Here is a 24,252-nt window from a genome sequence, read left to right on the forward strand (position 1 = left end):
TGGGGCCGGATGTTACGGGGGTGTGACGATTCTGGGAGGAACTTGCAGCGAATTAGTTAGTCGTGGATACTTTTTCCTAACCCCCGGTCTGCACCCGATGCCTACCTGGACTTTCAAAGAGGAGATCCCTTCATGCACAAGCGCATTCTTCCGGCAGTGGCGCTCGGCGCCGCCGCCACGATCGCCCTGGCCGGCTGTGCCGGCGGCAGCGGCGACAACGGCTCGGCCGACGGTGAGGGCAAGGAGCTCACCGTCTGGATCATGAAGGGGACCAACCCCGACGCGACCGCGTTCTACGACAAGGTCTCCGAGGCCTTCGAAGAGGAGACCGGCGCGACCGTCAAGATCGAGGAGATCCAGTGGGCCGACGCCCACGACCGGTTCGTGACCTCGATCGCCGGTGGCACCACCCCCGACATCGCCGAGACCGGCACCACCTGGACCGCCGAGTTCGCCGACGCCGGTGCGCTCCTCCCGATCGACGAGTACGTCGACGGTGAGAAGGGCCTGCGCGACGACCTCGTCGAGGGTCTCGAGGTCGCCGGCACCTACGAGGACGAGCTCTACGGCATGCCGTGGTACGCGGGCGTCCGCTCGATCGTCTACCGCACCGACGTGTTCGAGGAGCTCGGGCTCGAGGCTCCGAAGACGTGGGACGACATCGTCGCCGCGGGTGAGGCCATCAAGGCCGCCAAGCCCGACATGCTGCCCTTCCCGGTCGCGGGCGACGCCGAGTTCCAGGTCTACCCCTGGGTCTGGGGCGCGGGCGGCGAGATCGCCACCAAGGACGGCGACACCTGGACCAGCGAGCTGGACAGCAAGGAGTCGCAGGCCGGCATCGAGTTCTACACCGGACTGGCCACGCAGCACGGCTTCTCCTCCGCAGGCGCGACCACGTGGAAGGAGACCGACCTCCGCGACGCCTTCACGCAGGGCAACGTCGCGATGATGCTCTCCGGCTCGTGGACCCCGAACGCGCTCGTCGAGGCCAACCCGGAGCTCGAGGGCAAGATCGGCGCCGCGGTCATCCCCGGCCAGGACGGCGGCATCGCTCCGTCCGTGCTCGGCGGCTCGCACCTGTCGATCTTCAACACCACGAAGAACGCCGACCTCGCGTGGGAGTTCGTCAAGCTCATGACCACCGGTGAGTTCGCCGAGCAGTGGTCGAACGAGACCGGCTACTTCCCCGGCGTGCAGTCCGCGATGGAGGAGGCCCTGGCCTCGACCGACCCGCTCGTCGCCCCGTTCGCGGAGCAGATGGTCGACGGCGGCGCGTCCGTCCCGGTCACCCCGAACTTCGGTGCCGTGCAGGCGAAGAAGACGACCAACGCCATGATCCAGGCCATCCTCAGCGGGCAGAAGGACGTCGCGACCGCGACGAAGGACGCCGCTGCGGAGATGACCGAACTGCTCAACCAGTAAGGAACCACTCCTTCCATGTCGATGGTGCAAGCGCCACTGCCGGCCACGAAGGCGGAGTCCACCTCCGCCTCCGTGGCCGGCGGCCGGAAGAAGCGAGGACTCTCGCTCGTCACGGCCCGTCCCTGGCTTCTCCTCGCGCCCGGGCTGATCATCCTCGCGGTGCTCATGCTCTGGCCGCTCATCCAGGTGTTCATCTACTCGCTGCAGGACTACGGGCTGCGTGAGATCAACACGGGCGAGAGCAACTGGATCGGCCTGGACAACTACGTCGAGGCGCTCACCAACCCGACCCTGTGGACGGTGGTGCTCCCCAACACGGTCGGCTTCGCGGCCGTCGCGGTGTTCACCACCGTCGCACTCGGAACCCTGGTCGCGCTGCTGCTCGCGCGCCTGGGCACCGTGTGGCGCACCATCGTGTCCAGCTGCATCATGGTCGCGTGGGCGATGCCCGCCGTGACCGGCACCTACGTCTGGACGTTCATCTTCGATGCCGACCGCGGCATCTTCAACTCGGTGCTCCAGGACCTCGGCCTGATCGACGGCCAGGTCAACTGGTTCACCAACCAGTGGTCGTTCTACGCGATCGTGCTGCTGAACGTCGTGCACCACGGCTTCCCGTTCGTGGCGATCACGGTCCTCGCCGGGCTCCTCGGCGTCTCCAAGGAGATGCTGGAGGCCGCGGCCCTCGACGGCGCCGGTGCGTGGCGCCGCTTCTGGAAGATCATCTTCCCCACGCTCAAGCCCGTGTTCTCGGTCGTCATCATCCTGTCGACCATCTGGGACTTCAAGGTCTTCGCGCAGGTGTACCTGATGCCCGGCGGAAGCGGCGGCAACCGCCAGGTGCTCAACCTCGGCGTGTGGTCGTACGTGGAGTCGTTCGGGCAGAACCGCTACGGCTTCGGCGCCGCCCTCGCCGTGCTGCTCACCCTCGTGCTGATCGGCATCACGATCGTGTACATCCGGTCGCTCATGAAGGAGGACGAGCTGTGAACCCGCGCCCCAGGCTCCGCTCCCGCATCGGTCTCGGGATCGGTGTCGCCGCCGTCCTGATCTTCACGCTGTTCCCCGTCTACTGGATGGTCTCCAGCGCGCTCGACGGCAAGGCCTCCAGTGGCGGGCAGTCGCTGCTGCCGCAGGAGTTCACGTTCGACAACTTCGCGTTCGTGCTCACGGAGGGCGGTTTCGGCACCTACCTGCGCAACTCCGCGATCGTGGCCCTGGTCACGGTGCTGGTCAGCGCCCTCGTGTGCCTGCTCGCGGCGGTGGCCGTCGCGCGCTTCCGCTTCAAGTTCCGCACCACGATCCTGATGATGATCCTGGTCGTGCAGATGGTGCCGCTCGAGGCGCTCGTGATCCCGCTGTTCCTGCAGGTCAAGAGCCTCGGCCTGCTCAACAGCATCATCGGCCTCATGGTCGTGTACGTGGCGTTGTCGCTCGCGTTCGGCATCTGGATGCTGCGCGGCTTCGTCGCGGCCGTGCCGGTCGAGCTGGAGGAGGCCGCGTACATCGACGGCGCCAGCTGGTGGCGCATGTTCCGCTCCATCCTGCTGCCGCTGGTGATGCCCGGCCTCGTCGCGACCAGCATCTTCAGCTTCATCACGGCCTGGAACGAGTTCATCTTCGCGATGACGATCCTCGGCGCTCAGACCGACCAGTACACGGTGTCGATCGGCCTCAAGTCGTTCTTCGGCCTGTACTCCAACGACTGGGGCAGCATCATGGCGGCCTCGACCATCATCACCGTGCCCGTCATGATCTTCTTCGTGATCGTGCAGCGCCGGCTCTCGGCCGGCATGGTCGCCGGGGCGGTGAAGGGATGACCGACGATCTCGAACGCCTCGCGAACGGCGTGCTGTGGCCGGGCTTCTTCGGCACGGAGGCGCCGGACTGGCTGCTCGACGAGCTGCGCGACGGGCTCGCCGGTGTCGTGTACTTCGGTCAGAACGTGAGCGAGGGGCTGCCCGCCCTGAGCGCCCAGATCCTCGACGCGAACCCCGCGGCGCTGATCGGCGTCGACGAGGAGGGCGGCAGCGTCACGCGCCTGGAGTCGGCCACCGGCTCGACGCTTCCTGGCGCGGCGCAGCTCGGCACGCTCGACGACCTCGTGGCGTCGGAGCGCACCGGTGCCGAACTGGCGCGGCGCGTGCGGGCGGTGGGCGCCAACGTGGTGCTCGGGCCGGTCGCCGACGTCAACACCGACCCCCGCAACCCCGTGATCGGCGTGCGGTCGTTCGGGTCGGACACCGAGCTCGTGTCGCGGCACGCCGTCGCGATGCTCGACGGCATCCAGGACGGCGGGGCGGCCGCGTGCGTCAAGCACTTCCCCGGTCACGGCGACACCCACGTCGACTCGCATCACGCGCTGCCGGAGATCACGCTCGACCTCGACGAGTACGAGCGCGCGCACCTCGAGCCGTTCCGCGCCGCCGTGGAGGCCGGTGTGGATGCGGTCATGACCGCGCACATCGTGGTTCCCGCGTGGGGCGAGGCCCCGGCGACCCTGAACCCCCGCGTGCTCGGCATCCTGCGGGGCTGGGGTTTCGACGGCGTCATCATCACGGACGCGCTCGACATGGCCGCGATCCGCGAGACGGTCGGCCTGGGCGGTGGCGCGGCTCGCGCTCTCGCGGCCGGCGCCGATCTGCTGTGCATCGGCAACCCGACCAACCCCGGTGAGGCGGCGCTGCCCGACCAGGACCTCCGCGACTTCCGCGCTGCCCGCGACGGGATCGTGGCGGCGCTGCGCGATGGCTCCCTGCCGCGCGAACGCGTGGAGGAGGCCGCGGGTCGTGTGGCCGCCCTCGCCGCCACGCTGCGGGCGCAGGCCGCGCGCGAGCAGGACGAGGCCGACGTGTTCGACGCCGGCGACATCGCGCGCCGCGCGGTGGCTCTCGTGGGCGAGGCCCCGGAGTCGGCCGAGACGCTCGCGGTGATCGATGCCCGGCGCCGTTCGACTCTCGCGGTCGACAGCGCCTCGTCCTACGTGGCGAGCGCTCTCGCGGGCGACGGTGTGCGCGTGCGGCTCGACGTCGCCTCGCGCCCCGTGCCGGAGCAGGATGACGTGATCGCCGAGGCGGTGGCGGCTCCTGGCACCACCGTGGTGCTGGTGGACCGGCCGGATGCGGAGCCGGCGCAGCGGGCCCTCGTGGAGCGCACGGCCGCTCGCGACCCGCACGCCGTCGTCGTGAACGTGGGGCTGCCCGCTCGTACCCCTCTGGCGTTGCCGACCGTCGAGGTCGGCGCGGCCAGTAGGCTCGGCGCACAGACCGCACGGGAGGCGCTGCTGGGCCGCTTCACGCCGCGACAGAGGTCGACCACCACCGGTTGAGACGGGATCAGCGCATGGACGACGACGTTCTCGCCACGGTGCGGCGCTCCCTGCCGAAGCTGAGCGCGGCGGAGGGCCGCGTCGCGGAGACCATCCTGGGCGATCCCACCCTCGTCGTCGATCTCGCGATCAACGATCTGGCGCAGCTGTGCCGGACGTCGCTGTCGACCGTGGCGCGGTTCGCGCAGTCGCTGGGGTTCAGCGGCTACCGCGAGCTGCGGGTCGCGGTCGCCCGGTCGGTCACGCTGGCGCAGGCGCAGCAGGCCCGCTTCGGTCTGGACACCACGGCGATCGACCCGGACGACGGGCCGAGCGCGATCGCGGCGAAGCTCGCGGCGCAGGAGATCGACGCGATCGAGAAGACGGCGCTGGCGCTCGACGAAGCGGCTCTCGACCGGGTGGCGCGGGCCGTGGTCGCCGCGCGCCATATCGACCTGTTCGGGCAGGCGGCGTCGTCCCTCACGGCGCAGGATCTGCAGTTGAAGCTGTCGCGCATCGGCTGCTCGGTGTCGCACTCCGCCGATCCGCACCTCGCCATCACGACCGCTTCCCTCCGCTCGACGCAGGACGTCGCGATCGCGTTCTCGCACGGCGGGGAGACGACGGAGACCGTGCGGGCGCTGGAGGTGGCGCGCGACACCGGGGCCCTCGCGGTCGCGGTCACGAGCGCGGCGGACTCCCCGCTCGCCGCGGTGGCCGATGTGGTGCTGCTGAGCCAGGCGCAGGAGTCGCCGTATCGCATGGCGGCGATGTCGAGCCGGATCGCCCAGCTCGCGCTGATCGATGTGCTGTTCGTGCGCGTGGTGCAGCATCGAGGCGAGCCGGTGGCGGTGTCGCTGCAGCGCACGCACGATGCGGTGCTGCCGCGGCGCCCGCACGCCTAGGGTGCAGCGGAGGGCGGGCTCAGTCCACGTGGTCGCGCGTGCTGGCGATCGCCCGCGTCGCGATGCGGTGCGCGCGGGCCAGGCTGCCGCTGAGTGAGAGGCCAGCGAGCACCCCGGCGAGGAAGCCGCCGGCGAAGGCGTCTCCGGCTCCGATGGTCTCCACCACGGGCACGTCGAGGGCGTCGCTCTGCGCCCGCTCCCGGCCGTCGAAGGCGACGGCGCCGCCCGGGTCGGTGACCACCAGGAACCGCGGCTCGGGGAACCGGGCGCGCAGCGCGTCGGGGTCGCTCGTGCCGAACACGGCCTCGGCGTCCGGCCTGGTGCAGAACAGCACGTCCGCACGGCGGGCGAACCCGCTCAGCAGTTCGGCGGCGTGCGCCTCCTTGCCCCGCCACAGTGCGGGACGCCAGTTGAGGTCGAAGCTGAGCAGCGCGGCGGCGGGGCGGCGGTCGGCGAACAGCGATTCCTGCGCGGCCGCGGCCGAGTCGGACAGCGCGGGCGTGATGCCCGAGGTGTGCACGAGGGCGGCGCGGGCGAGGAGGGCGGAGGCGGCGGGCGACGCGAGCGTGTGCGGGGACAGTGCCGCGGCGGCCGACCCTGCCCGGTAGTAGTGCATGGTGCCGTCGACCGCGCCGTCCGGTCGCGGCGACAGCTCCTTGACGTACAGGCCGGTCGGCGCGTCCTGGTCGACCTCGACCCCGCTGTCTTCCACGCCGTGGCCGCGGAGCTCCGCGGTCAGGAACCGTCCGAACCCGTCGTCTCCGACGCGGGAGATCACGGCCGTGTCGACCCCGGCCGAGGCGAGCGCGATCGCCGTGTTCCATTCGGCTCCCGCGAGCGAGCGCTCGAACGTGCGGCACGACTCCAGGGCGCCGGCGGTGGCGGGGACGAGGGCGACCATGCCCTCGCCGAAGCAGACGGCGAGCGGGGTGGACTCTGGCACGTTCTCGACGGTACCCGATCCGCAGTCCCGCGCGTGTCGATACCGGATCGCAACCTCCGGGTATTTTGCATCCGGGATTCCGCTGGGTACGGTCGAGGAATCACCGTCTCCGGGGCGACGACGCCCCGGGTACGCGCACCGAAGCGCCCGACAGGGAAGGTCACACAATGCACCAGTCAGCCATGCGTCGGCGAGGGATCGTCGCCGTCACCGGAGCGGCCATCGCGGCTCTCGCTCTCGCCGGATGCGTCGCGAGCGAGCGCGGCGACAACGGCTCGGAGGGCTCGGGCGAGGTCGACGGCACGTTCGTCTTCGCCGCGTCGTCCGACCCGGCGAGCCTCGACCCCGCGTTCGCCCAAGACGGCGAGACGTTCCGCGTCTCCCGCCAGATCTTCGAGGGCCTCGTCGGCACCGAGCCGGGCACCGCCGACCCCGCTCCGCTCCTGGCCGAGTCGTGGGAGTCGTCCGAGGACGGCATGTCGCACACGTTCCAGCTGAAGGAGGGCGTGACCTTCCAGGACGGCACCCCGTTCAACGCCGAGGCCGTCTGCTACAACTTCGACCGCTGGTACAACTGGACCGGCCTGGCCGCGTCCGAGGCGTTCGGCTACTACTACAACAAGCTGTTCAAGGGGTACGCCTCGAACGCTGCCGACGCGGTGTACAAGTCGTGCACCCCGGATGGCGAGAACTCCGTCACGATCGAGCTCAACAAGCCGTTCGCGGGATTCATCGCCTCGCTGTCGCTGCCGGCGTTCGCGATGCAGAGCCCGTCCGCGATGCAGGAGTTCGGTGCGGACGAGGTCGGCGGTTCCGCCGAGGCGCCGCAGCTGTCCGAGTACGCCATGGGTCACCCGGTCGGCACGGGGCCGTACCAGTTCGAGGAGTGGGCACCGGGCGAGCAGGTCACGCTCAAGGCCTACGACGACTACTGGGGTGAGGCCGGCCAGGTCGACGAGATCATCTTCCGCACGATCGACGACCCGACGGCTCGCCGTCAGGCGCTCGAGTCCGGCTCGATCGACGGCTACGACCTCGTGGGCCCCGCCGACACGAAGGCGCTCGAGGACGACGGCTTCACGATGGTGTCGCGTCCGCCGTTCACGATCCTGTACCTCGCGTTCAACCAGGCCGTGCCGGAGCTGCAGGACCCGAAGGTGCGCGAGGCGCTGTCGTACGCGGTCGACAAGGACGCCCTGATCAGCCAGGTGCTGCCCGAGGGCACGCAGAAGGCCACGCAGTTCGTGCCCGAGGTCGTCAACGGCTACAACCCCGACGTCACGACGTACGACTACGACCCGGAGAAGGCCAAGGCCCTGCTCGCCGAGGCCGGCTTCGACGAGTCGAACCCGCTGAAGCTCACGTTCAACTACCCGGTGAACGTCTCGCGCCCCTACATGCCGGACCCCGAGCAGATCTTCACGGTGCTGTCGTCGCAGCTGGCGGAGGTCGGCGTGGAGACCACCCCGGTGTCGGAGGAGTGGGTCGAGTACCTCGACCGCACGACGGGCACGGCCGACCACGGCATCCACCTCCTCGGGTGGACGGGCGACTACAACGACACCGACAACTTCGTCGGCGTGTTCTTCGGCCAGCCGAGCTCGGAGTGGGGCTTCGACAACCCGGAGCTGTTCCAGAAGCTCACCGAGGCCCGCGGCGTCTCCAACCTGGAGGAGCAGACCGCGCTGTACGAGGACATCAACGAGATGGTCGCCGAGTTCATCCCCGGTGTCCCGCTCGCGCACCCGGCTCCCACGCTCGCGTTCGACCCGCGTGTGAAGAGCTACCCCGCCAGCCCGGTGAACGACGAGGTCTTCACGGACATCGTCCTCACCAAGTGACCGCCTGACCGACTGAGACGTCCGTCGTCTCGTCGCTGCGCTCCTCACTCGGGAGCCGGTGCGGATGACCGCCCGGCTCCTGAGTGGGCCGGTGCGGATGACCGCCCGGCTCCTGAGCGAGCGAAGCGAGACGAAGGACCAGATCGACGGAGATCTTCGTGCTGCGCACCATCGGCAGGCGACTGCTGTTCCTCATCCCCACCCTGTTCGGGCTCAGCATCCTGCTGTTCGCCTGGGTCAGGGCCCTTCCCGGCGGCCCCGCGGTCGCCCTCCTCGGCGAGAAGGCCACTCCCGAGGCGATCGCCAGGGTCAACGAGCTCTACGGTTTCAACAAGCCCCTCATCGAGCAGTACTTCATCTGGGTCACGCGGCTGCTGCAGGGCGACTTCGGCACCTCGATCCAGACCAACCGCCCGGTGGTGGAGGAGTTCTTCCGCCGGTTCCCCGCCACGATCGAGCTGAGCGTCATGGCGCTGATCTTCGCCGTGGGCGTCGGCATCCCGCTCGGCTACTGGGCGGCTCGTCGGCACGGCAAGTTCACCGACCACGCCTCGGTCGTGCTGAGCCTGGTCGGCATCACGATCCCGGTGTTCTTCCTGGCGTTCATCCTCAAGTACGTCTTCGCGGTGCAGCTGGGCTGGCTGCCGTCGGACGGGAGGCAGAACCCCCGCATCGACGCGACCCATCCCACGGGCTTCTATGTGTGGGACGGCATCATCACGGGGGAGTTCGACGCCGCGTGGGATGCGATCCTGCATCTCATCCTCCCGGCGCTCGCGCTCGGCACGATCCCGTTGGCGATCATCGTGCGCATCACGAGGGCGAGTGTGCTGGAGGTGCAGAACGCCGACTACGTGCGCACCGGTCGCGCCAAGGGCGTCGGTTCGTCCACGCTGCGCAGCCGCTTCATCCTGCGCAACGCCATGCTGCCCGTCATCACCACGATCGGCCTGCAGACGGGGCTGCTGATCTCGGGGGCGGTGCTCACCGAGACGGTGTTCGCGTTCCCCGGCATCGGCTCGTTCCTGGCGAGGGCGATCTTCACGCGGGACTTCCCCGTGCTCCAGGGATTCATCATCTTCATCGCGATCGCGTACGCGCTGATCAACCTCGCGGTGGATGTCTCCTACAGCTTCATCGACCCGAGAGTGAGGGTGCAGTGATGTCCCCGCTCCTCGCCCGAAAGGAGGCGGTCGCATGAGCATCGCCCTCCCGCCCGCCCAGGGACCCTCCGCCGAGAGCGGGGGGAGCATCGACACCGTCGCGATCGCGCAGGCGGACCTGAAGGACGGCGGCGGCGGCTTCTGGCGCGACGTGTTCCGTCGCCTCCGCCGCAACCCGACCGCGTGGATCGGCGCGGCCATCGTGCTGATCTTCCTGCTGATCGCGCTGCTGGCGCCGATCCTGGCGCCCTACCCGGAGACCGCGCTGCCCGGCGCGAAGTTCATCACCCCGACGCACATCCCCGGGCCGGGCGAGCTGCCGGAGTTCCCGCTCGGGCTCGACCGCTTCGGCGGCGACGTGCTGTCGAAGCTGATCTGGGGTGCGCAGGCCTCGCTGCTGATCGGCGTCGTGTCCACCGCGATGGGTCTGCTCGGCGGCATGCTGCTCGGGCTCATCGCCGGCACGTTCGGCGGCTGGGTCGACACGGTGATCATGCGCGTGGTCGACATCATCCTCTCGGTGCCGAACCTGCTGCTCGCGGTGTCGATCGCGGCGATCCTCGGTCAGACGCCGTTCGCGGTGATGATCGCGATCGGTGCCTCGCAGGTGCCGATCTTCGCGCGGCTGCTGCGGGCGTCCATGCTGCAGCAGCGGTCGAGCGACTACGTGCTGTCGGCGCAGACGCTCGGTCTCGGCCGCGGCCGGATCACGATGTCGCACGTGCTGCCCAACGCGATCGGGCCCGTGATCGTGCAGGGCACACTGACCCTGGCGACCGCGGTGATCGATGCGGCGGCCCTGTCGTTCCTCGGTCTCGGCGGCGGCCGCCCGGAGACGGCGGAGTGGGGACGCATGCTCACCTACGCCCAGGCAGAGCTGGCGATCGCGCCGTGGCTGGCGTTCCTGCCCGGCATCTGCATCGCGGTCACCGCGCTCGGCTTCACCCTGTTGGGTGAGGCGCTGCGCGAGGCCATGGACCCGAGGACGAGGGCACGATGAACGCGCGAGACGAGGGCGCCGTGCGCGCCGCGAGGGAGAACCGCATGTCGGACGAGCCGCTGCTGTCGGTCGAGGGACTGGCGGTCGACTTCGCCACCATGGACGGCGTCGTGCACGCGGTCGAGGGCGTGGACCTGGAGATCCGGCCGGGGGAGACCGTCGCGATCGTCGGCGAGTCCGGTTCGGGCAAGTCGACCACGGCGATGGCCATCATCGGGCTGCTCGCCGGCGGTGGCAAGGTCGCCGCCGGCAGCATCCGCCTGGACGGGCGCGAGATCGCGCACGCCTCGGAGAGCGAGCTGCGCACGATCCGCGGGCGCGACATCGGCCTCGTGCCGCAGGATCCGATGTCGAACCTGAACCCGGTGGCGAAGATCGGCACGCAGGTCGCCGAGACACTGCTCGCGCACGGCCTCGCCACGCGGCAGAACGTGCAGGGCAAGGTGGTCGAGGCGCTCACGGCGGCGGGGCTGCCGGACCCGGAGCGTCGCGCGAAGCAGTATCCGCACGAGCTCTCGGGTGGCATGCGGCAGCGCGCGCTGATCGCGATCGGCCTGGCGTGCAAGCCGCGGCTGCTGATCGCGGACGAGCCGACGAGCGCGCTGGACGTGACGGTGCAGCAGACCATCCTCGACCAGATCGGCGAGATGACGCGTGAGCTCGGCACGGCCGTGCTCCTCATCACGCACGACCTCGGTCTCGCGGCCGAGCGCGCGGAGCGCGTCGTGGTGATGCACCGCGGCAAGGTCGTCGAGCAGGGGCCGGCACGGCAGATCCTGGAGGATCCGCAGCACCCGTACACGCAGTCGCTCGTGAAGGCGGCGCCGTCGGTCGCGGTCGCACGGCTGCGCCCGGAGGCGTTCCGGCCCGCGGAGACCGAGGCGGATGCGGCGCCCGCGGCGGCGGAGGAGCCGCGGTCGCGCGACCACATCGTCGAGATCGAGGGTCTGACGAAGGTGTATCCGGTGCGCGGCAAGCACGAGGACTTCGTGGCGGTCGACGACGTGTCCCTCGCGATCCCGCGCGGCGAGACGGTCGCGATCGTGGGGGAGTCCGGTTCGGGCAAGACCACCACGGCGCGCATGCTGCTGAAGCTGATCGAGCCGACGAGCGGACTGATCCGCTACGAGGGCAAGGACATCTCGACGCTGAGCCGTGCGGAGACGAAGGACTTCCGCCAGCGCGTGCAGCCGATCTTCCAGGACCCGTACTCGAGCCTGAACCCGATGTTCACGATCGAGCGGCTGATCGCGGAGCCGCTGGAGTTCTACCGGCGGGGCAGCGGGGCGGATCGGCGCAAGCGCGTGCGGCAGCTGCTCGACGACGTGGCGCTGCCGCAGTCGATGCTGCGCCGGTACCCGTCCGAGCTGTCGGGCGGCCAGCGGCAGCGCGTGGCGATCGCGAGGGCCCTGGCGCTGTCGCCCGATCTGATCGTGTGCGATGAGCCGGTGTCGGCGCTCGACGTGCTGGTGCAGGACCAGATCCTGCGGCTGCTGGGCGACCTGCAGCGCGAGTACGGCCTGAGCTACCTGTTCATCTCGCACGACCTCGCGGTGGTGCGCCTCATCAGCGACTACGTGTGCGTGATGAAGGACGGGAAGCTGGTGGAGGCGGCGTCGTCGGAGGAGATCTTCACGAATCCGCGCGACCGGTACACGCGCCGGCTGCTGGCGTCGATCCCGGGCAACGAGCTCGGCATCGCGTCCTGACCGGGAGGAGCGAGCGCCAATACCGCAGGTTCTGAGATTGGTCAAGGACTCTGCTTGCCATGTCGCAGAATCGTAGGTATAGTTGGTAGTTGCGCTCGCTCCTCCCTGCCCTCATATGGTGGTCGGCATCCGTTGAGCTCTCGAGCGCGAACTCCACCTGACGACAAAGGAATCGAGAAGCCCCGCGGGGCTCACGGAGGTTATTCCCTTGGCTGCTGCTCCCAACGCATCCACATCCACCACCACCAAGAACGGACGCGGAGCTTCCCGTCTCTCGTTCGCCAAGATCTCCGACACGCTGACGGTCCCCGACCTTCTCGCTCTGCAGACCGAGTCCTTCGGTTGGCTCGTCGGCAACGACGCCTGGAAGGCGCGCGTGGCCGAGGCCAAGGCGGCGGGTCGCACCGACGTGAACGAGAACAGCGGTCTGGGCGAGATCTTCGAGGAGATCTCCCCGATCGAGGACCTCGGCGAGACGATGCAGCTGTCGTTCACGAACCCCTACCTCGAGCCGGAGAAGTACTCGATCGAGGAGTGCAAGGAGCGCGGCAAGACCTACGCCGCCCCGCTGTACGTCGAGGCCGAGTTCATGAACCACCTCACGGGTGAGATCAAGACCCAGACGGTCTTCATGGGCGACTTCCCGCTCCAGACCGACAAGGGCACGTTCATCATCAACGGCTCCGAGCGCGTCGTCGTGTCGCAGCTCGTCCGCTCGCCCGGTGTCTACTTCGACAAGACCCCCGACAAGACGAGCGACAAGGACATCGTGTCGGCGCGCGTCATCCCGAGCCGCGGTGCGTGGCTCGAGTTCGAGATCGACAAGCGCGACCAGGTCGGCGTGCGCGTCGACCGCAAGCGCAAGCAGTCCGTCACGGTCTTCCTCAAGGCACTGGGCATGACCAGCGAGGAGATCCTGGCCGAGTTCGCCGGCTACACCTCGATCGAGGAGACGCTCGCGAAGGACACGATCGTCACCAAGGAAGATGCGCTGCGCGACATCTACCGCAAGCTGCGTCCGGGCGAGCAGGTGGCCGCCGAGGCCGCTCGCGCGCTGCTCGACAACTTCTACTTCAACCCGAAGCGCTACGACCTCGCCAAGGTCGGCCGGTACAAGATCAACCACAAGCTGGGTCTCGACACCCCGCTGACGGAGTCGGTGCTGACGGTGCAGGACATCGTCGCGACGATCAAGTACCTCGTGCGTCTGCACGCGGGCACCGAGGAGACCTTCGAGGGCATCCGCGGCGGCAAGAAGACCGAGATCCGTCTCGCGACCGACGACATCGACAACTTCGGCAACCGTCGCATCCGCGCGGTCGGCGAGCTGATCCAGAACCAGGTCCGCACGGGTCTGTCCCGCATGGAGCGCGTCGTCCGCGAGCGCATGACCACGCAGGACATCGAGGCCATCACGCCGCAGACCCTGATCAACGTGCGCCCCGTCGTCGCCGCGATCAAGGAGTTCTTCGGAACCTCGCAGCTGTCGCAGTTCATGGACCAGAACAACCCGCTGGCCGGTCTGACCAACAAGCGCCGTCTGTCGGCTCTCGGCCCCGGTGGTCTGAGCCGTGACCGCGCGGGTGTCGAGGTCCGTGACGTGCACCCCTCGCACTACGGCCGCATGTGCCCGATCGAGACCCCGGAAGGCCCGAACATCGGCCTGATCGGTGCGCTCGCGACCTTCGCGCGCATCAACTCCTTCGGTTTCATCGAGACCCCGTACCGCAAGGTCGTCGACGGTGTCGTGACCGAGCAGATCGACTACCTGACCGCCTCCGAGGAGGTCGACTTCAACATCGCGCAGGCCAACGCGCCGCTCGATGCCAAGGGTCGCTTCCGTGAGAGCCACGTGCTCGCGCGCCCCAAGGGCGGCAGCGGTGAGGTCGACCTGTTCCTCCCGGAGGAGATCGGCTACATCGACGTCTCGCCGCGCCAGATGGTGTCGGTCGCGACCTCGCTCGTGCCCTTCCTCGAGCACGACGACGCGCAGCGCGCGCTCATGGGCGCCAACATGCAGCGTCAGGCCGTGCCGCTGCTGCGCAGCGACTCGCCGCTCGTCGGCACCGGTATGGAGGGCTACACCGCCATCGACGCGGGTGACGTGATCACCGCCGAGAAGGCCGGTGTCGTCTCCGAGGTGTCCGCCGACCGCGTCGTGGTCATGCTCGACGAGGGCGGCACGCAGGAGTACCACCTGCGCAAGTTCGACCGCTCGAACCAGGGCACGTCCTACAACCAGAAGGTCGTCGTGTCGGCCGGTGAGCGCGTGGAGGCCGGCGAGGTCATCGCCGACGGCCCCGCCACCGAGAACGGCGAGCTGGCCCTCGGCAAGAACCTCCTCGTCGCGTTCATGACGTGGGAGGGCTACAACTTCGAGGACGCCATCATCCTGAGCCAGGACCTGGTGAAGGACGACACCCTCTCGTCGATCCACATCGAGGAGTACGAGGTCGACGCCCGCGACACGAAGCTCGGCAAGGAGGAGATCACGCGTGACCTCCCCAACGTCAGCCCCGAGCTGCTGAAGGACCTCGACGAGCGCGGCATCATCCGCATCGGCGCCGAGGTCCGCCCCGGCGACATCCTCGTCGGCAAGGTCACGCCGAAGGGTGAGACCGAGCTGTCGGCCGAGGAGCGCCTGCTCCGCGCGATCTTCAACGAGAAGAGCCGCGAGGTCCGTGACACCTCCCTGAAGGTGCCGCACGGTGAGCAGGGCACGATCATCGCCGTCAAGGAGTTCAACGCCGAGGACGGCGACGACGAGCTCGGCTCCGGCGTGAACCGCCGCGTCGTGGTCTACATCGCCCAGAAGCGCAAGATCACCGAGGGTGACAAGCTCGCCGGCCGTCACGGCAACAAGGGTGTCATCGCCAAGATCCTGCCCGTCGAGGACATGCCGTTCCTCGCGGACGGCACCCCGGTCGACATCGTCCTCAACCCGCTCGGTATCCCGGGTCGAATGAACTTCGGTCAGGTGCTCGAGACCCACCTCGGGTGGATCGCGAAGCAGGGCTGGAAGGTCGAGGGCACTCCGGAGTGGGCCGCGAAGCTCCCGAAGGAGGCCTTCGAGGCCGCCCCGGGCACCAAGGTCGCGACCCCGGTGTTCGACGGTGCGAGCGAGGAGGAGATCTCGGGTCTGCTCGACTCGACGCTCCCCACCCGCGACGGACTGCGCCTGATCGACTCGAGCGGCAAGACGCAGCTGTTCGACGGTCGCTCCGGCGAGCCGTTCCCGGCTCCGATCTCGGTGGGCTACATGTACATCCTGAAGCTCCACCACCTGGTGGACGACAAGATCCACGCCCGCTCCACCGGTCCGTACTCGATGATCACCCAGCAGCCGCTCGGTGGTAAGGCGCAGTTCGGTGGACAGCGCTTCGGTGAGATGGAGGTGTGGGCCCTCGAGGCCTACGGTGCGGCGTACGCCCTCCAGGAGCTCCTCACGATCAAGTCCGACGACATCCTCGGCCGCGTCAAGGTGTACGAGGCGATCGTCAAGGGCGAGAACATCCAGGAGCCCGGCATCCCGGAGTCGTTCAAGGTGCTCATGAAGGAGATGCAGTCGCTCTGCCTGAACGTCGAGGTCCTCTCGGCCGACGGCACGCTGGTCAACCTCCGCGACACCGACGACGAGGCGTTCCGCGCCGCAGAGGAACTCGGTATCAACATCTCCAGCCGCTTCGAGGCCGCCTCGATCGACGAGATCTAATCCTTCGGGGGCTCGGGGACCACGGTTCCCGAGCCCGCCGAAGCAGACTTCTCAAACAGAATTTCCGACACAGGAGAACTAGTGCTCGAGTCCACAACCTTCGATGAGCTTCGCATCGGCCTGGCGACCGCAGACCACATCCGCGCGTGGTCCTACGGCGAGGTCAAGAAGCCCGAAACCATCAACTACCGCACCCTCAAGCCGGAGAAGGACGGTCTCTTCGGAGAGCAGATCTTCGGCCCGTCCCGCGACTGGGAGTGCGCCTGCGGCAAGTACAAGCGCGTCCGCTTCAAGGGCATCGTCTGTGAGCGCTGTGGCGTGGAGGTCACCAAGAGCTCCGTCCGCCGTGAGCGCATGGGTCACATCGAGCTCGCCGCTCCCGTCACCCACATCTGGTACTTCAAGGGCGTGCCCTCGCGCCTGGGCTACCTGCTCGACATGGCGCCGAAGGACCTCGAGAAGGTCATCTACTTCGCCGCCTACATGGTCATCTCGGTCGACGAGGAGGCTCGTCACCGCGACCTGGGCACGCAGGAGAACAACATCCGCCTCGAGCTGAAGACGCTCGGCGACCGCCGCGACGCCAAGATTGCGGAGCGCCTGGCCAAGCTGGAGGAAGAGCTCGCGGCTCTCGAGGCCGAGGGCGCCAAGGCCGACGCCAAGAAGAAGGTCAAGGACGCCGCCGAGAAGGAGATGTCGCTCATCCGCAAGGGTGCCGACGAAGCGATCCTGAAGCTGGAGCGCGTGTGGGAGGACTTCCGCACGCTCGAGGTCGGTGCCCTGCGCCCGGAGGACGACGTCTTCCACGAGCTGCAGGACCGCTTCGGCCAGTACTTCGAGGCGTACATGGGTGCCGAGGCGATCCAGCGTCGCCTGGCCGCGTTCGACCTGACCGCCGAGGCCGAGAGCCTGCACCTGCAGATCTCGGAGGGCAAGGGTCAGCGCAAGATCCGTGCGATCAAGCGCCTCAAGGTCGTCAACTCGTTCCTCGAGACCGGCATGAGCCCGGCCGCGATGGTGCTCGACGTCGTCCCGGTGATCCCGCCGGAGCTGCGTCCGATGGTGCAGCTCGACGGTGGCCGCTTCGCGACCTCCGACCTGAACGACCTGTACCGCCGCGTGATCAACCGCAACAACCGTCTCCGTCGCCTGATCGACCTCGGTGCTCCCGAGATCATCGTCAACAACGAGAAGCGGATGCTGCAGGAGGCCGTCGACGCGCTGTTCGACAACGGCCGTCGTGGTCGCCCCGTCACGGGTACCGGCAACCGCGCCCTGAAGTCCCTGAGCGACATGCTCAAGGGAAAGCAGGGTCGTTTCCGCCAGAACCTGCTCGGCAAGCGCGTCGACTACTCGGGCCGTTCGGTCATCGTGGTCGGCCCGCAGCTCAAGCTGCACCAGTGCGGTCTGCCCAAGCAGATGGCGCTCGAGCTGTTCAAGCCGTTCGTCATCAAGCGCCTGATCGACCTGGGCCACTCGCAGAACATCAAGGCGGCCAAGCGCGCCGTCGAGCGCACGCGTCCCGAGGTGTGGGATGTGCTCGAGGAGATCATCCGCGAGCGCCCCGTGCTGCTGAACCGTGCACCCACCCTGCACCGTCTGGGCATCCAGGCGTTCGAGCCGCAGCTCGTGGAGGGCAAGGCCATCCAGCTGCACCCGCTCGTCTGCGCGGCGTTCAACGCCGACTTCGACGGTGACCAGATGGCCGTGCACCTGCCGCTGTCGGTCGAGGCTCAGGCCGAGGCCCGCGTGCTCATGCTCGCGTCGAACAACATCCTGAAGCCGTCCGACGGCCGCCCGGTGACCCTGCCCTCGCAGGACATGATCATCGGTCTGCACCACCTGACCACGGTCAAGGCGGGCGCCAAGGGTGAGGGCCGTGCGTTCGGCTCCGTCGGCGAGGCGCAGCTGGCCTACGACGAGGGCACCCTCGACCTGCAGGCGAAGGTCCGCATCCGCATCCCGGGTCTGGCCTTCCTGGAGGGCGAGGCTCCCGAGGGTTACGAGAAGCACGGTCTGGTCGACGCCTCGCTCGGTCAGGCGATCTTCAACGACGCGCTGCCGAAGGGCTACCCCTTCGTGCGCGAGCAGGCCGACAAGGGCAAGCTGTCGCAGATCGTCAACAAGCTGGCCGAGGAGTACCCCAAGGTCGAGACGGCTGCCACGCTGGACCGCATCAAGGATGCCGGTTTCTACTGGGCGACCCGTTCGGGTGTGACCGTCGCGCTGAGCGACATCCTCACCCCGCCGAACAAGGCGGAGATCGTCGCGGGCTACGAGAAGCAGGCCGCGAAGGTCCAGTCGCAGTACGAGAAGGGTCTCACGACCGACGCCGAGCGTCGTCAGGAGCTCATCAAGATCTGGACCGAGGCGACCGACGAGGTGCAGGCCGCGATGAAGGCGCACTTCCCGGAGGACAACACCATCAACCGCATGGTGTCCTCGGGCGCCCGTGGTAACTGGCTGCAGATCCGCAACATCGCGGGTATGCGTGGGCTGGTGAACAACCCGAAGGGTGAGATCATCCCGCGTCCGATCATCTCCTCGTACCGCGAGGGTCTGTCGGTGGCGGAGTACTTCATCGCGACGCACGGTACCCGTAAGGGTCTGGCCGACACCGCTCTGCGTACCGCCGACTCGGGTTACCTGACCCGTCGTCTGGTGGATGTGTCGCAGGACGTCATCATCCGCGAAGAGGACTGTGGCACGTCGAAGGGCCTCGAGCTCCCGATCGCCGCCCCGAACTCGCAGGGTGAGCTGGTGCGCGACGCGAACGTCGAGAACTCGGTGTTCGCCCGTACGCTGGCGTCCGACGTGGTCGACAGCAAGGGCGAGGTCCTCGCCTCGGCCGGCGACGACGTGGGCGACGTGCTCATCGACAAGCTGGTCGCCGCGGGCGTCGAGACCATCAAGGTCCGCTCGGTCCTGACCTGCGACTCCGCCGTCGGCGTGTGCGCGCAGTGCTACGGCCGTTCGCTCGCGACCGGCAAGACGGTGGACATCGGCGAGGCCGTCGGCATCATCGCGGCCCAGTCGATCGGTGAGCCCGGTACCCAGCTGACGATGCGTACCTTCCACACCGGTGGTTCGGCGTCGGCGGACGACATCACGCAGGGTCTGCCCCGCGTGCAGGAGCTGTTCGAGGCGCGTACCCCCAAGGGTGCATCGCCGATTGCGGAGGCCGATGGCCGCATCACGATCGACGAGACCGAGAAGGCCAAGAAGGTCATCCTCACGCCCGACAACGGCGACGAGCCGGTCGTGTACCCGGTGCTGAAGCGTGCGACCCTCCTCGTCGAGGACGGGCAGCACGTGTCGGTCGGTCAGCCCCTGCAGGTCGGCACGCTCGACCCCAAGGAGGTCATGCGCGTCATGGGTGCCCGCGAGGTGCAGAAGTACCTCGTCGGCGGCGTCCAGGGCGTCTACCGCTCGCAGGGTGTGCCGATCCACGACAAGCACATCGAAGTCATCGTCCGCCAGATGCTCCGCAAGGTCACGGTCGTCGACCACGCCGACACGACCCTGCTGCCGGGTGAGATGGTCGACCTGAAGCGCTACCAGCAGATCAACCGCGAGGCCGTGGCCGAGGGCAAGCGCCCCGCGTCGGGCCGTCCGGAGCTGATGGGTATCACCAAGGCGTCGCTCGCGACCGAGTCGTGGCTGTCCGCTGCGTCCTTCCAGGAGACGACCCGCGTGCTCACGCAGGCCGCCATGGAGGGCAAGCGCGACCCGCTGGTCGGTCTCAAGGAGAACGTCATCATCGGAAAGCTCATCCCCGCCGGAACCGGTCTCTCGAAGTACCGCGACGTCACGGTCGAGGCCACCGAGGAAGCCAAGAGCGAGCGCTACCCGAACCGGATCTTCGCATCCGACGGTGCGTACGCCGACGGCGACTTCGGCTACGTCGACTTCGACGCGTTCTCGACGGACGACATCACCCCCGGTACCTACAACTGAGGTGTGAGTGAGTGAACGAAGGCCCCGGGCATTCGCCCGGGGCCTTCGTCGTGCCCGCGCGGGTTCGCGGTACTGTCGGCAGGTGAGCATCGAGACTTCCCCCTCCCGTTCTGCCGTGGTGATCGGCGACGCCCTGATCGACGAGATCCGCGATGAGGCGGGTGTGCGCGAGTTCGTGGGAGGCGCCGCGCTGAACGTGGCCGTGGGGCTGCGGCGGCTGGGCGTGCCGACCACCCTGATCGCGATGGTGGGGGACGACGTGGCGGGGGCCCACATCCGCGAGTATCTGGCCGACCACGGCGTGCGCCTGATCGCGAGCCCCGCCCCGCGCGGTTCGTCGCGGGCCGTCGTGACGCGGTCGGCGGGCGGGGAACCGTCGTACGTGTTCAACCGCGCCGCGCAGCAGCGCACGATCCGCTACGGCGAGGAGGCACGAGAGGCCCTGGCCGACGCGGGGCTGGCCGTGGTGAGCTGTTTCCCGTTCGACGTGCCGGCCGAGGCGGAAGCGCTCGCGGCGGCTGTGGCTGGCGTGCGCCTCGCGATCGACCCGAACCCCCGCACGGGGATGCTGAGCGACCGGGAGGAGTTCGTCCGCGGCTTCGAGCGCCTGGCGGCGGCGGCCGAGGTCGTGAAGGTGGGCGCGGACGATGCGGCCGTGCTGTACGACGGCGACCTCGACGCGCTGCGCGCGCGCCTGCGGGCACTCGGGGTGCACGCGGTGCTGGCCACCGCGGGCGCGGACGGGGCCGTGCTGGAATCCGACGCGGGGATCGTTGCGGCTCCGATCGCCCAGCTGCCCGGACGGCTCGTCGACACCGTGGGGGCGGGCGATGCGACCCTCGCCGCGGTCGCCGCGGGTCTGGTCGACGGTACCCCGGAGACGTCGGGGGAGTGGGAGCGGCTGCTGCAGCGGGCCATGGAGATCGCGGCGGCCACGTGCCGTGCGGAGGGCGGTCTGCTGCGCACGCCGGAGTCGCTCGCGGAGTCCGACCGCGGGGTGCACGGCAGCTGACGCCTCGATTTCTCGACCCCGCGTCGTGCGGGTATGATGGATCTTCGTGCCCCCGGTTGGCTGTTCAAGTCGGACGGGTGCGCTCTGGCGAGTTACCCAAGTGGCCAAAGGGATCTGACTGTAAATCAGCCGTCTTCGACTTCGGGGGTTCGAATCCCTCACTCGCCACCACCGAGAAGGGCCTGAGCGATCATCGCTCAGGCCCTTCGGCGTCCCGGCCTCCGGGCACTCGCGAGATGTACCTCGGGAGATGTACACGGACTCGACCTGCCGGACGATGTGGCGGATGCCGCAGCCCGGAAGTCTGGAGGCATGACACGGATCAAGACCCTCCCCCTTCTCGCCGGTGCCGCCACGCTCGTGCTCGGCGGCGCGCTGTTGACGGGGTGCGGTGCCATCGACGGCCTCGTCCACGGGTACTCGACGTCGACCTACGACACCGCCGACGCCATGGCCGAGGCGATGGACGATCGTGTCGCCTGGCTCCCCGGTGATGCCACCGACGTCGTCGTGGTGAAGTCCGCCAGCGCGGACGCGCCCCATGTGGTGATCTCGGTCGCCAGCGAGGAGGAGCTCGACGAGGAGCACTGCGTCGAGGTCGAACGCAGGTCGGCGCCGGTGTGGGAGGTCGACGGTGCGCCGGACGTCTACGCGATGGATCGCGTGTTCGCCTGCGGCGACTGGTCGGTCGTCCCGAGCGACACCGGCTGGCTCGGATGGACCCCCAACTCCCCCGGGGAGCGCGACGCGGCGGCGGCGGGCGCGACGCCGTGACCTACGGCGGACACGTTCGCGTCGGGCCGACCGCGCCCGCGCCCAGGGCGTTTCCTAGACTGGAGTGATGCGAGCCCTCACCGAAGCCGACGTCCGGGCCTCGTTCGTGAACGCGGACGCCGACGAGTTGCGCGTCATGGAGATGCCGCACGACTTCCTCCTGGTCGACTGGGACTACCTCGACTTCTTCGCGTGGCGCGATCCGAGCGCGGGCAAGCGCGGTTACGTGCTGATCCAGCACGAGGGGCGCGTGGTCGGCGTGGTGCTGCGGGCGTCGGAGCCCGGGCGCGGGCGTTCCGGGATGTGCAATATCTGCCACACGATGCAGCCGGGAACCCAGGTGGCGCTGTTCTCCGCGCGACGGGCGGGCGAGGCGGGAGCACGCGGCGACTCGGTCGGAACGTACATGTGCGCCGACCTCTCGTGCCACGAGAACGTGCGACTCGCGCATCCGCTCGCCCCGAACGAGGTCCGTGCCGCGGGGCAGGCCGACTTCCGGCTCGACGGCACCCGCCGCCGGATGGAGGGCTTCGTCTCGCGCGTGTGGGAGCAGGCCTGAGTCCGGTTAGCCTGGAGGCACACGTCCTGTGCTCGAGGGAGACGCCATGAGTGATGCCATCCTGTTCGCGGTCGACGAGGGGATGGCGCGGCTGACGCTGAACCGCCCGGCTCGCCTCAACGCCTTCAACGCCGATCTGGCGCACGCCTGGAGGGACGCGACGGCCGAAGCCACTTCGCGCAGCGACGTCAAGGCCATCCTCGTGGATGCGGCGGGCCCGGCCTTCTGTGCGGGCGGCGACGTGATCGACATGGCGACCACGATGGGCGCCTCCGGTGCGGAGATCACTGCGCTCGCAGAGGTGATCAACCAGGGCATCCGTTCGCTGACGGAGTCGAGCATCCCGGTGGTCGCCGCTGCACACGGCACCACGGCCGGCGGTGGCCTGGGCATCCTGCTCGCCACCGACTACGCCGTGGTCGGGTCGCGGTCGAAGCTCGGCAGCCTGTACGCCAACATCGGCCTCACCCCCGACCTGTCGGTGTCGGCGCAGCTGGCCCGCGCGGTCGGGCAGCGGCGGGCGCTGCAGCTGGTGCTGCAGGATCGCCTGCTGAGCGCGGCGGAGGCGCTCGACTGGGGGCTGGTCGCCGAGGTCGTCGAGGGAGAGGACTCTGCGGGTGAGGCGGCCGCGGTGCGCTCGCGCGCCGAGGAGATCGCGCGGTTCTGGCTGGCCGGCGCGGCCGACGCCTACGGGCAGGCCAAGCGGTTGGTGCGGTCGCAGCCCGAGCGCACGTTCGCGGAGCAGCTGTCGGAGGAGGCGCGGTCGATCGGGGCCGCGCTCGAGACCCCGGACGCGCAGGCGCGGGTGGCCGCGTTCGCTGCGGCGTCGGCGCGCAAGCCGAGCTGACTCCTCCTCCCCAGCCGTCGGTTCGCGACGTGTCGGTCCGGAACGCGCGAAGATCCCCGAACCGGGACCGAGGAGCGTGGGAGGATGTGGACATCGCCACTCGACGAGAGGACCCCCATGTCCCATTCGGACATCAGCACGCCGCCCCAGGCGGAGAAGAAGAACATGTCGCTGCTCATCCGCGGATCGATCTGGGTGGCGATCGGGGCTCTGATCGCGGCCGCGCTCGTCTGCGTCGTGTGGGTGCTCATCGGCGACCAGAACGGCCTGATCGGTCGCGCCTTCCTCACGATCCTGCTGCTGGCGGCGTTCGCGGGCATCGCGATCCTGGAGGCGGGGCTCGCGCCCAACCGGCCCGACTGGCTGCAGCTCGCGAGCATGGTCAGCTGGGTCGTGGCACTCCTGGTGGGCCTGGTCAAGATCTGGCTTCCGGAAGACGGCATCTACTTCGGGGCTGAGCGCTTCTTCCAGCTGCTGCTCGTGATCGGCGTGCTCCAGCTCGCGCTGCTGCACGTGCGGCTGTTCACGCGGGCGGCGCAGCGGCACGTGACCACGTTCACGCGCATCATCTTCATCGTCACCGTGGTGTTCCTCGGAGCCCTCGTCGCGATGCTCGTCTTCTTCCTCGCGTTCCCCAACACCTTCGACTACAGTGAGCTCTACTGGCGCATCGTCGTCGCCCTCACGATCCTGGTCGCGGTCGGCACCACGCTCATCCCGCTCCTCAACGCCCTGTTCGCACCGCGCAAGGCCGCCGCGCCGGCACCGCAGGCCGCCGCCCCTGCGTGGCCCACGTTCGCCGACGGTCTCACCCCACTGCCGGTCCTCCCCGACGGCTCGCCCGACTGGAACGCGTACTACACCGGCTACCCCACCGCGCCGCAGCAGCAGGCGCTCCCGCAGCCGCAGGCCACCGCGTTCCCCGTCGTCCCGGAGGCCGCGGTCGCTCAGCCCACGCCACCGGTCGCGCAGCCTGCGCCAGCCGTGCCCGAGCCTCCGGTGCCGCCCCGGCCGGCCGTGCCCGAGCCGCCGGCTCCCCACGGGGGCGAGCCTCCCGCGTTCCCGCCGCCTCCGCCCGCGCCGCGGAACCCGGCGTCGTGA

General features: G+C 69.0%; 17 protein-coding genes and 1 tRNA gene. 17 read left to right on the forward strand and 1 reads right to left on the reverse strand.

Features of this window, described 5'->3' with window-relative positions; genetic code table 11:
• Positions 1 to 132: 132 nt before the first annotated feature.
• The 5 genes from KE274_RS03625 to KE274_RS03645 are packed head-to-tail and all read left to right on the forward strand — an operon-like array spanning position 133 to position 5,634.
• Entirely contained in the window at positions 133 to 1,422 is a 1,290-nt protein-coding gene (locus KE274_RS03625) for a sugar ABC transporter substrate-binding protein (protein ID WP_211541292.1), read from the forward strand.
• Positions 1,423 to 1,437: 15 nt separating this feature from the next.
• A complete protein-coding gene (locus KE274_RS03630) occupies positions 1,438 to 2,412 on the forward strand; it encodes a carbohydrate ABC transporter permease (protein WP_211541293.1) in 975 nt (324 codons plus the stop codon).
• Positions 2,409 to 3,242: a carbohydrate ABC transporter permease gene (locus tag KE274_RS03635; RefSeq protein WP_211541294.1), complete on the forward strand. Its 834-nt coding sequence runs from the start codon at positions 2,409 to 2,411 to the stop codon at positions 3,240 to 3,242. Before KE274_RS03630 ends, KE274_RS03635 begins: the two co-directional genes overlap by 4 nt.
• Positions 3,239 to 4,750, forward strand: coding sequence for a glycoside hydrolase family 3 protein (locus KE274_RS03640; RefSeq protein ID WP_211541295.1), 1,512 nt, complete (start codon positions 3,239 to 3,241; stop codon positions 4,748 to 4,750). The genes KE274_RS03635 and KE274_RS03640 overlap by 4 nt, the downstream gene beginning before the upstream one ends.
• Before the next feature lie 14 nt (positions 4,751 to 4,764).
• On the forward strand, positions 4,765 to 5,634 hold the full coding sequence (locus KE274_RS03645) for a MurR/RpiR family transcriptional regulator (RefSeq protein WP_211541296.1): 870 nt from the start codon (positions 4,765 to 4,767) through the stop codon (positions 5,632 to 5,634).
• A gap of 19 nt (positions 5,635 to 5,653) precedes the next feature.
• Here the strand turns inward: KE274_RS03645 and KE274_RS03650 are convergent, their stop codons facing one another.
• Positions 5,654 to 6,577 carry a sugar kinase gene (locus KE274_RS03650; RefSeq protein WP_211541297.1) on the reverse strand — a complete coding sequence of 308 codons (924 nt, stop codon included), beginning with the start codon at positions 6,575 to 6,577 and terminating at the stop codon, positions 5,654 to 5,656.
• A gap of 167 nt (positions 6,578 to 6,744) precedes the next feature.
• Here KE274_RS03650 and KE274_RS03655 point away from each other — a divergent pair, with 167 nt between their 5' ends.
• From KE274_RS03655 to KE274_RS03710, 12 genes are all read left to right on the forward strand, one after another.
• Complete coding sequence (locus KE274_RS03655) at positions 6,745 to 8,418, forward strand: ABC transporter substrate-binding protein (protein WP_211541298.1); 1,674 nt, start codon at positions 6,745 to 6,747, stop codon at positions 8,416 to 8,418.
• A gap of 158 nt (positions 8,419 to 8,576) precedes the next feature.
• Positions 8,577 to 9,581, forward strand: coding sequence for an ABC transporter permease (locus KE274_RS03660; protein WP_211541299.1), 1,005 nt, complete (start codon positions 8,577 to 8,579; stop codon positions 9,579 to 9,581).
• Between the two features lie 34 nt (positions 9,582 to 9,615).
• Positions 9,616 to 10,581: an ABC transporter permease gene (locus tag KE274_RS03665; RefSeq protein WP_211541300.1), complete on the forward strand. Its 966-nt coding sequence runs from the start codon at positions 9,616 to 9,618 to the stop codon at positions 10,579 to 10,581.
• The gene (locus tag KE274_RS03670; RefSeq protein ID WP_211541301.1) at positions 10,578 to 12,290 is read left to right on the forward strand and encodes an ABC transporter ATP-binding protein; all 1,713 of its coding nucleotides are present in this window, start codon (positions 10,578 to 10,580) and stop codon (positions 12,288 to 12,290) included. The genes KE274_RS03665 and KE274_RS03670 overlap by 4 nt, the downstream gene beginning before the upstream one ends.
• Before the next feature lie 208 nt (positions 12,291 to 12,498).
• Positions 12,499 to 16,002 (forward strand): DNA-directed RNA polymerase subunit beta, encoded by a 3,504-nt coding sequence (gene rpoB / locus KE274_RS03675; protein ID WP_211541302.1) that lies wholly within the window; start codon positions 12,499 to 12,501, stop codon positions 16,000 to 16,002.
• Positions 16,003 to 16,083: 81 nt separating this feature from the next.
• Complete coding sequence (rpoC, locus tag KE274_RS03680; protein WP_211541303.1) at positions 16,084 to 19,959, forward strand: DNA-directed RNA polymerase subunit beta'; 3,876 nt, start codon at positions 16,084 to 16,086, stop codon at positions 19,957 to 19,959.
• A gap of 82 nt (positions 19,960 to 20,041) precedes the next feature.
• The gene (locus KE274_RS03685; protein WP_211541304.1) at positions 20,042 to 20,971 is read left to right on the forward strand and encodes a PfkB family carbohydrate kinase; all 930 of its coding nucleotides are present in this window, start codon (positions 20,042 to 20,044) and stop codon (positions 20,969 to 20,971) included.
• 86 nt (positions 20,972 to 21,057) lie between these two features.
• Positions 21,058 to 21,142 (forward strand) — tRNA-Tyr (locus tag KE274_RS03690).
• A 141-nt stretch (positions 21,143 to 21,283) separates the two neighbouring features.
• A complete protein-coding gene (locus tag KE274_RS03695; protein WP_211541305.1) occupies positions 21,284 to 21,745 on the forward strand; it encodes a hypothetical protein in 462 nt (153 codons plus the stop codon).
• A gap of 67 nt (positions 21,746 to 21,812) precedes the next feature.
• A complete protein-coding gene (locus KE274_RS03700) occupies positions 21,813 to 22,304 on the forward strand; it encodes an FBP domain-containing protein (RefSeq protein WP_211541306.1) in 492 nt (163 codons plus the stop codon).
• 46 nt (positions 22,305 to 22,350) lie between these two features.
• Complete coding sequence (locus KE274_RS03705; RefSeq protein WP_211541307.1) at positions 22,351 to 23,151, forward strand: enoyl-CoA hydratase/isomerase family protein; 801 nt, start codon at positions 22,351 to 22,353, stop codon at positions 23,149 to 23,151.
• 117 nt (positions 23,152 to 23,268) lie between these two features.
• On the forward strand, positions 23,269 to 24,252 hold the full coding sequence (locus KE274_RS03710; protein WP_211541308.1) for a hypothetical protein: 984 nt from the start codon (positions 23,269 to 23,271) through the stop codon (positions 24,250 to 24,252).

It is taken from the genome of Microbacterium paraoxydans (assembly GCF_018224615.1).
Lineage (GTDB): Bacteria > Actinomycetota > Actinomycetes > Actinomycetales > Microbacteriaceae > Microbacterium > Microbacterium paraoxydans_B.

Excerpts from the sequence above, each read along its gene's own strand:
- KE274_RS03670 (WP_211541301.1), top strand. The coding sequence starts at position 10,578 with ATGAACGCGCGAGACGAGGGCGCCGTGCGCGCCGCGAGGGAGAACCGC.
- KE274_RS03710 (WP_211541308.1), top strand. The coding sequence starts at position 23,269 with ATGTCCCATTCGGACATCAGCACGCCGCCCCAGGCGGAGAAGAAGAAC.
- KE274_RS03655 (WP_211541298.1), top strand. The coding sequence starts at position 6,745 with ATGCACCAGTCAGCCATGCGTCGGCGAGGGATCGTCGCCGTCACCGGA.
- KE274_RS03645 (WP_211541296.1), top strand. The coding sequence starts at position 4,765 with ATGGACGACGACGTTCTCGCCACGGTGCGGCGCTCCCTGCCGAAGCTG.
- KE274_RS03700 (WP_211541306.1), top strand. The coding sequence starts at position 21,813 with ATGCGAGCCCTCACCGAAGCCGACGTCCGGGCCTCGTTCGTGAACGCG.
- KE274_RS03625 (WP_211541292.1), top strand. The coding sequence starts at position 133 with ATGCACAAGCGCATTCTTCCGGCAGTGGCGCTCGGCGCCGCCGCCACG.
- KE274_RS03665 (WP_211541300.1), top strand. The coding sequence starts at position 9,616 with ATGAGCATCGCCCTCCCGCCCGCCCAGGGACCCTCCGCCGAGAGCGGG.
- KE274_RS03705 (WP_211541307.1), top strand. The coding sequence starts at position 22,351 with ATGAGTGATGCCATCCTGTTCGCGGTCGACGAGGGGATGGCGCGGCTG.
- KE274_RS03630 (WP_211541293.1), top strand. The coding sequence starts at position 1,438 with ATGTCGATGGTGCAAGCGCCACTGCCGGCCACGAAGGCGGAGTCCACC.
- KE274_RS03695 (WP_211541305.1), top strand. The coding sequence starts at position 21,284 with ATGACACGGATCAAGACCCTCCCCCTTCTCGCCGGTGCCGCCACGCTC.
- KE274_RS03640 (WP_211541295.1), top strand. The coding sequence starts at position 3,239 with ATGACCGACGATCTCGAACGCCTCGCGAACGGCGTGCTGTGGCCGGGC.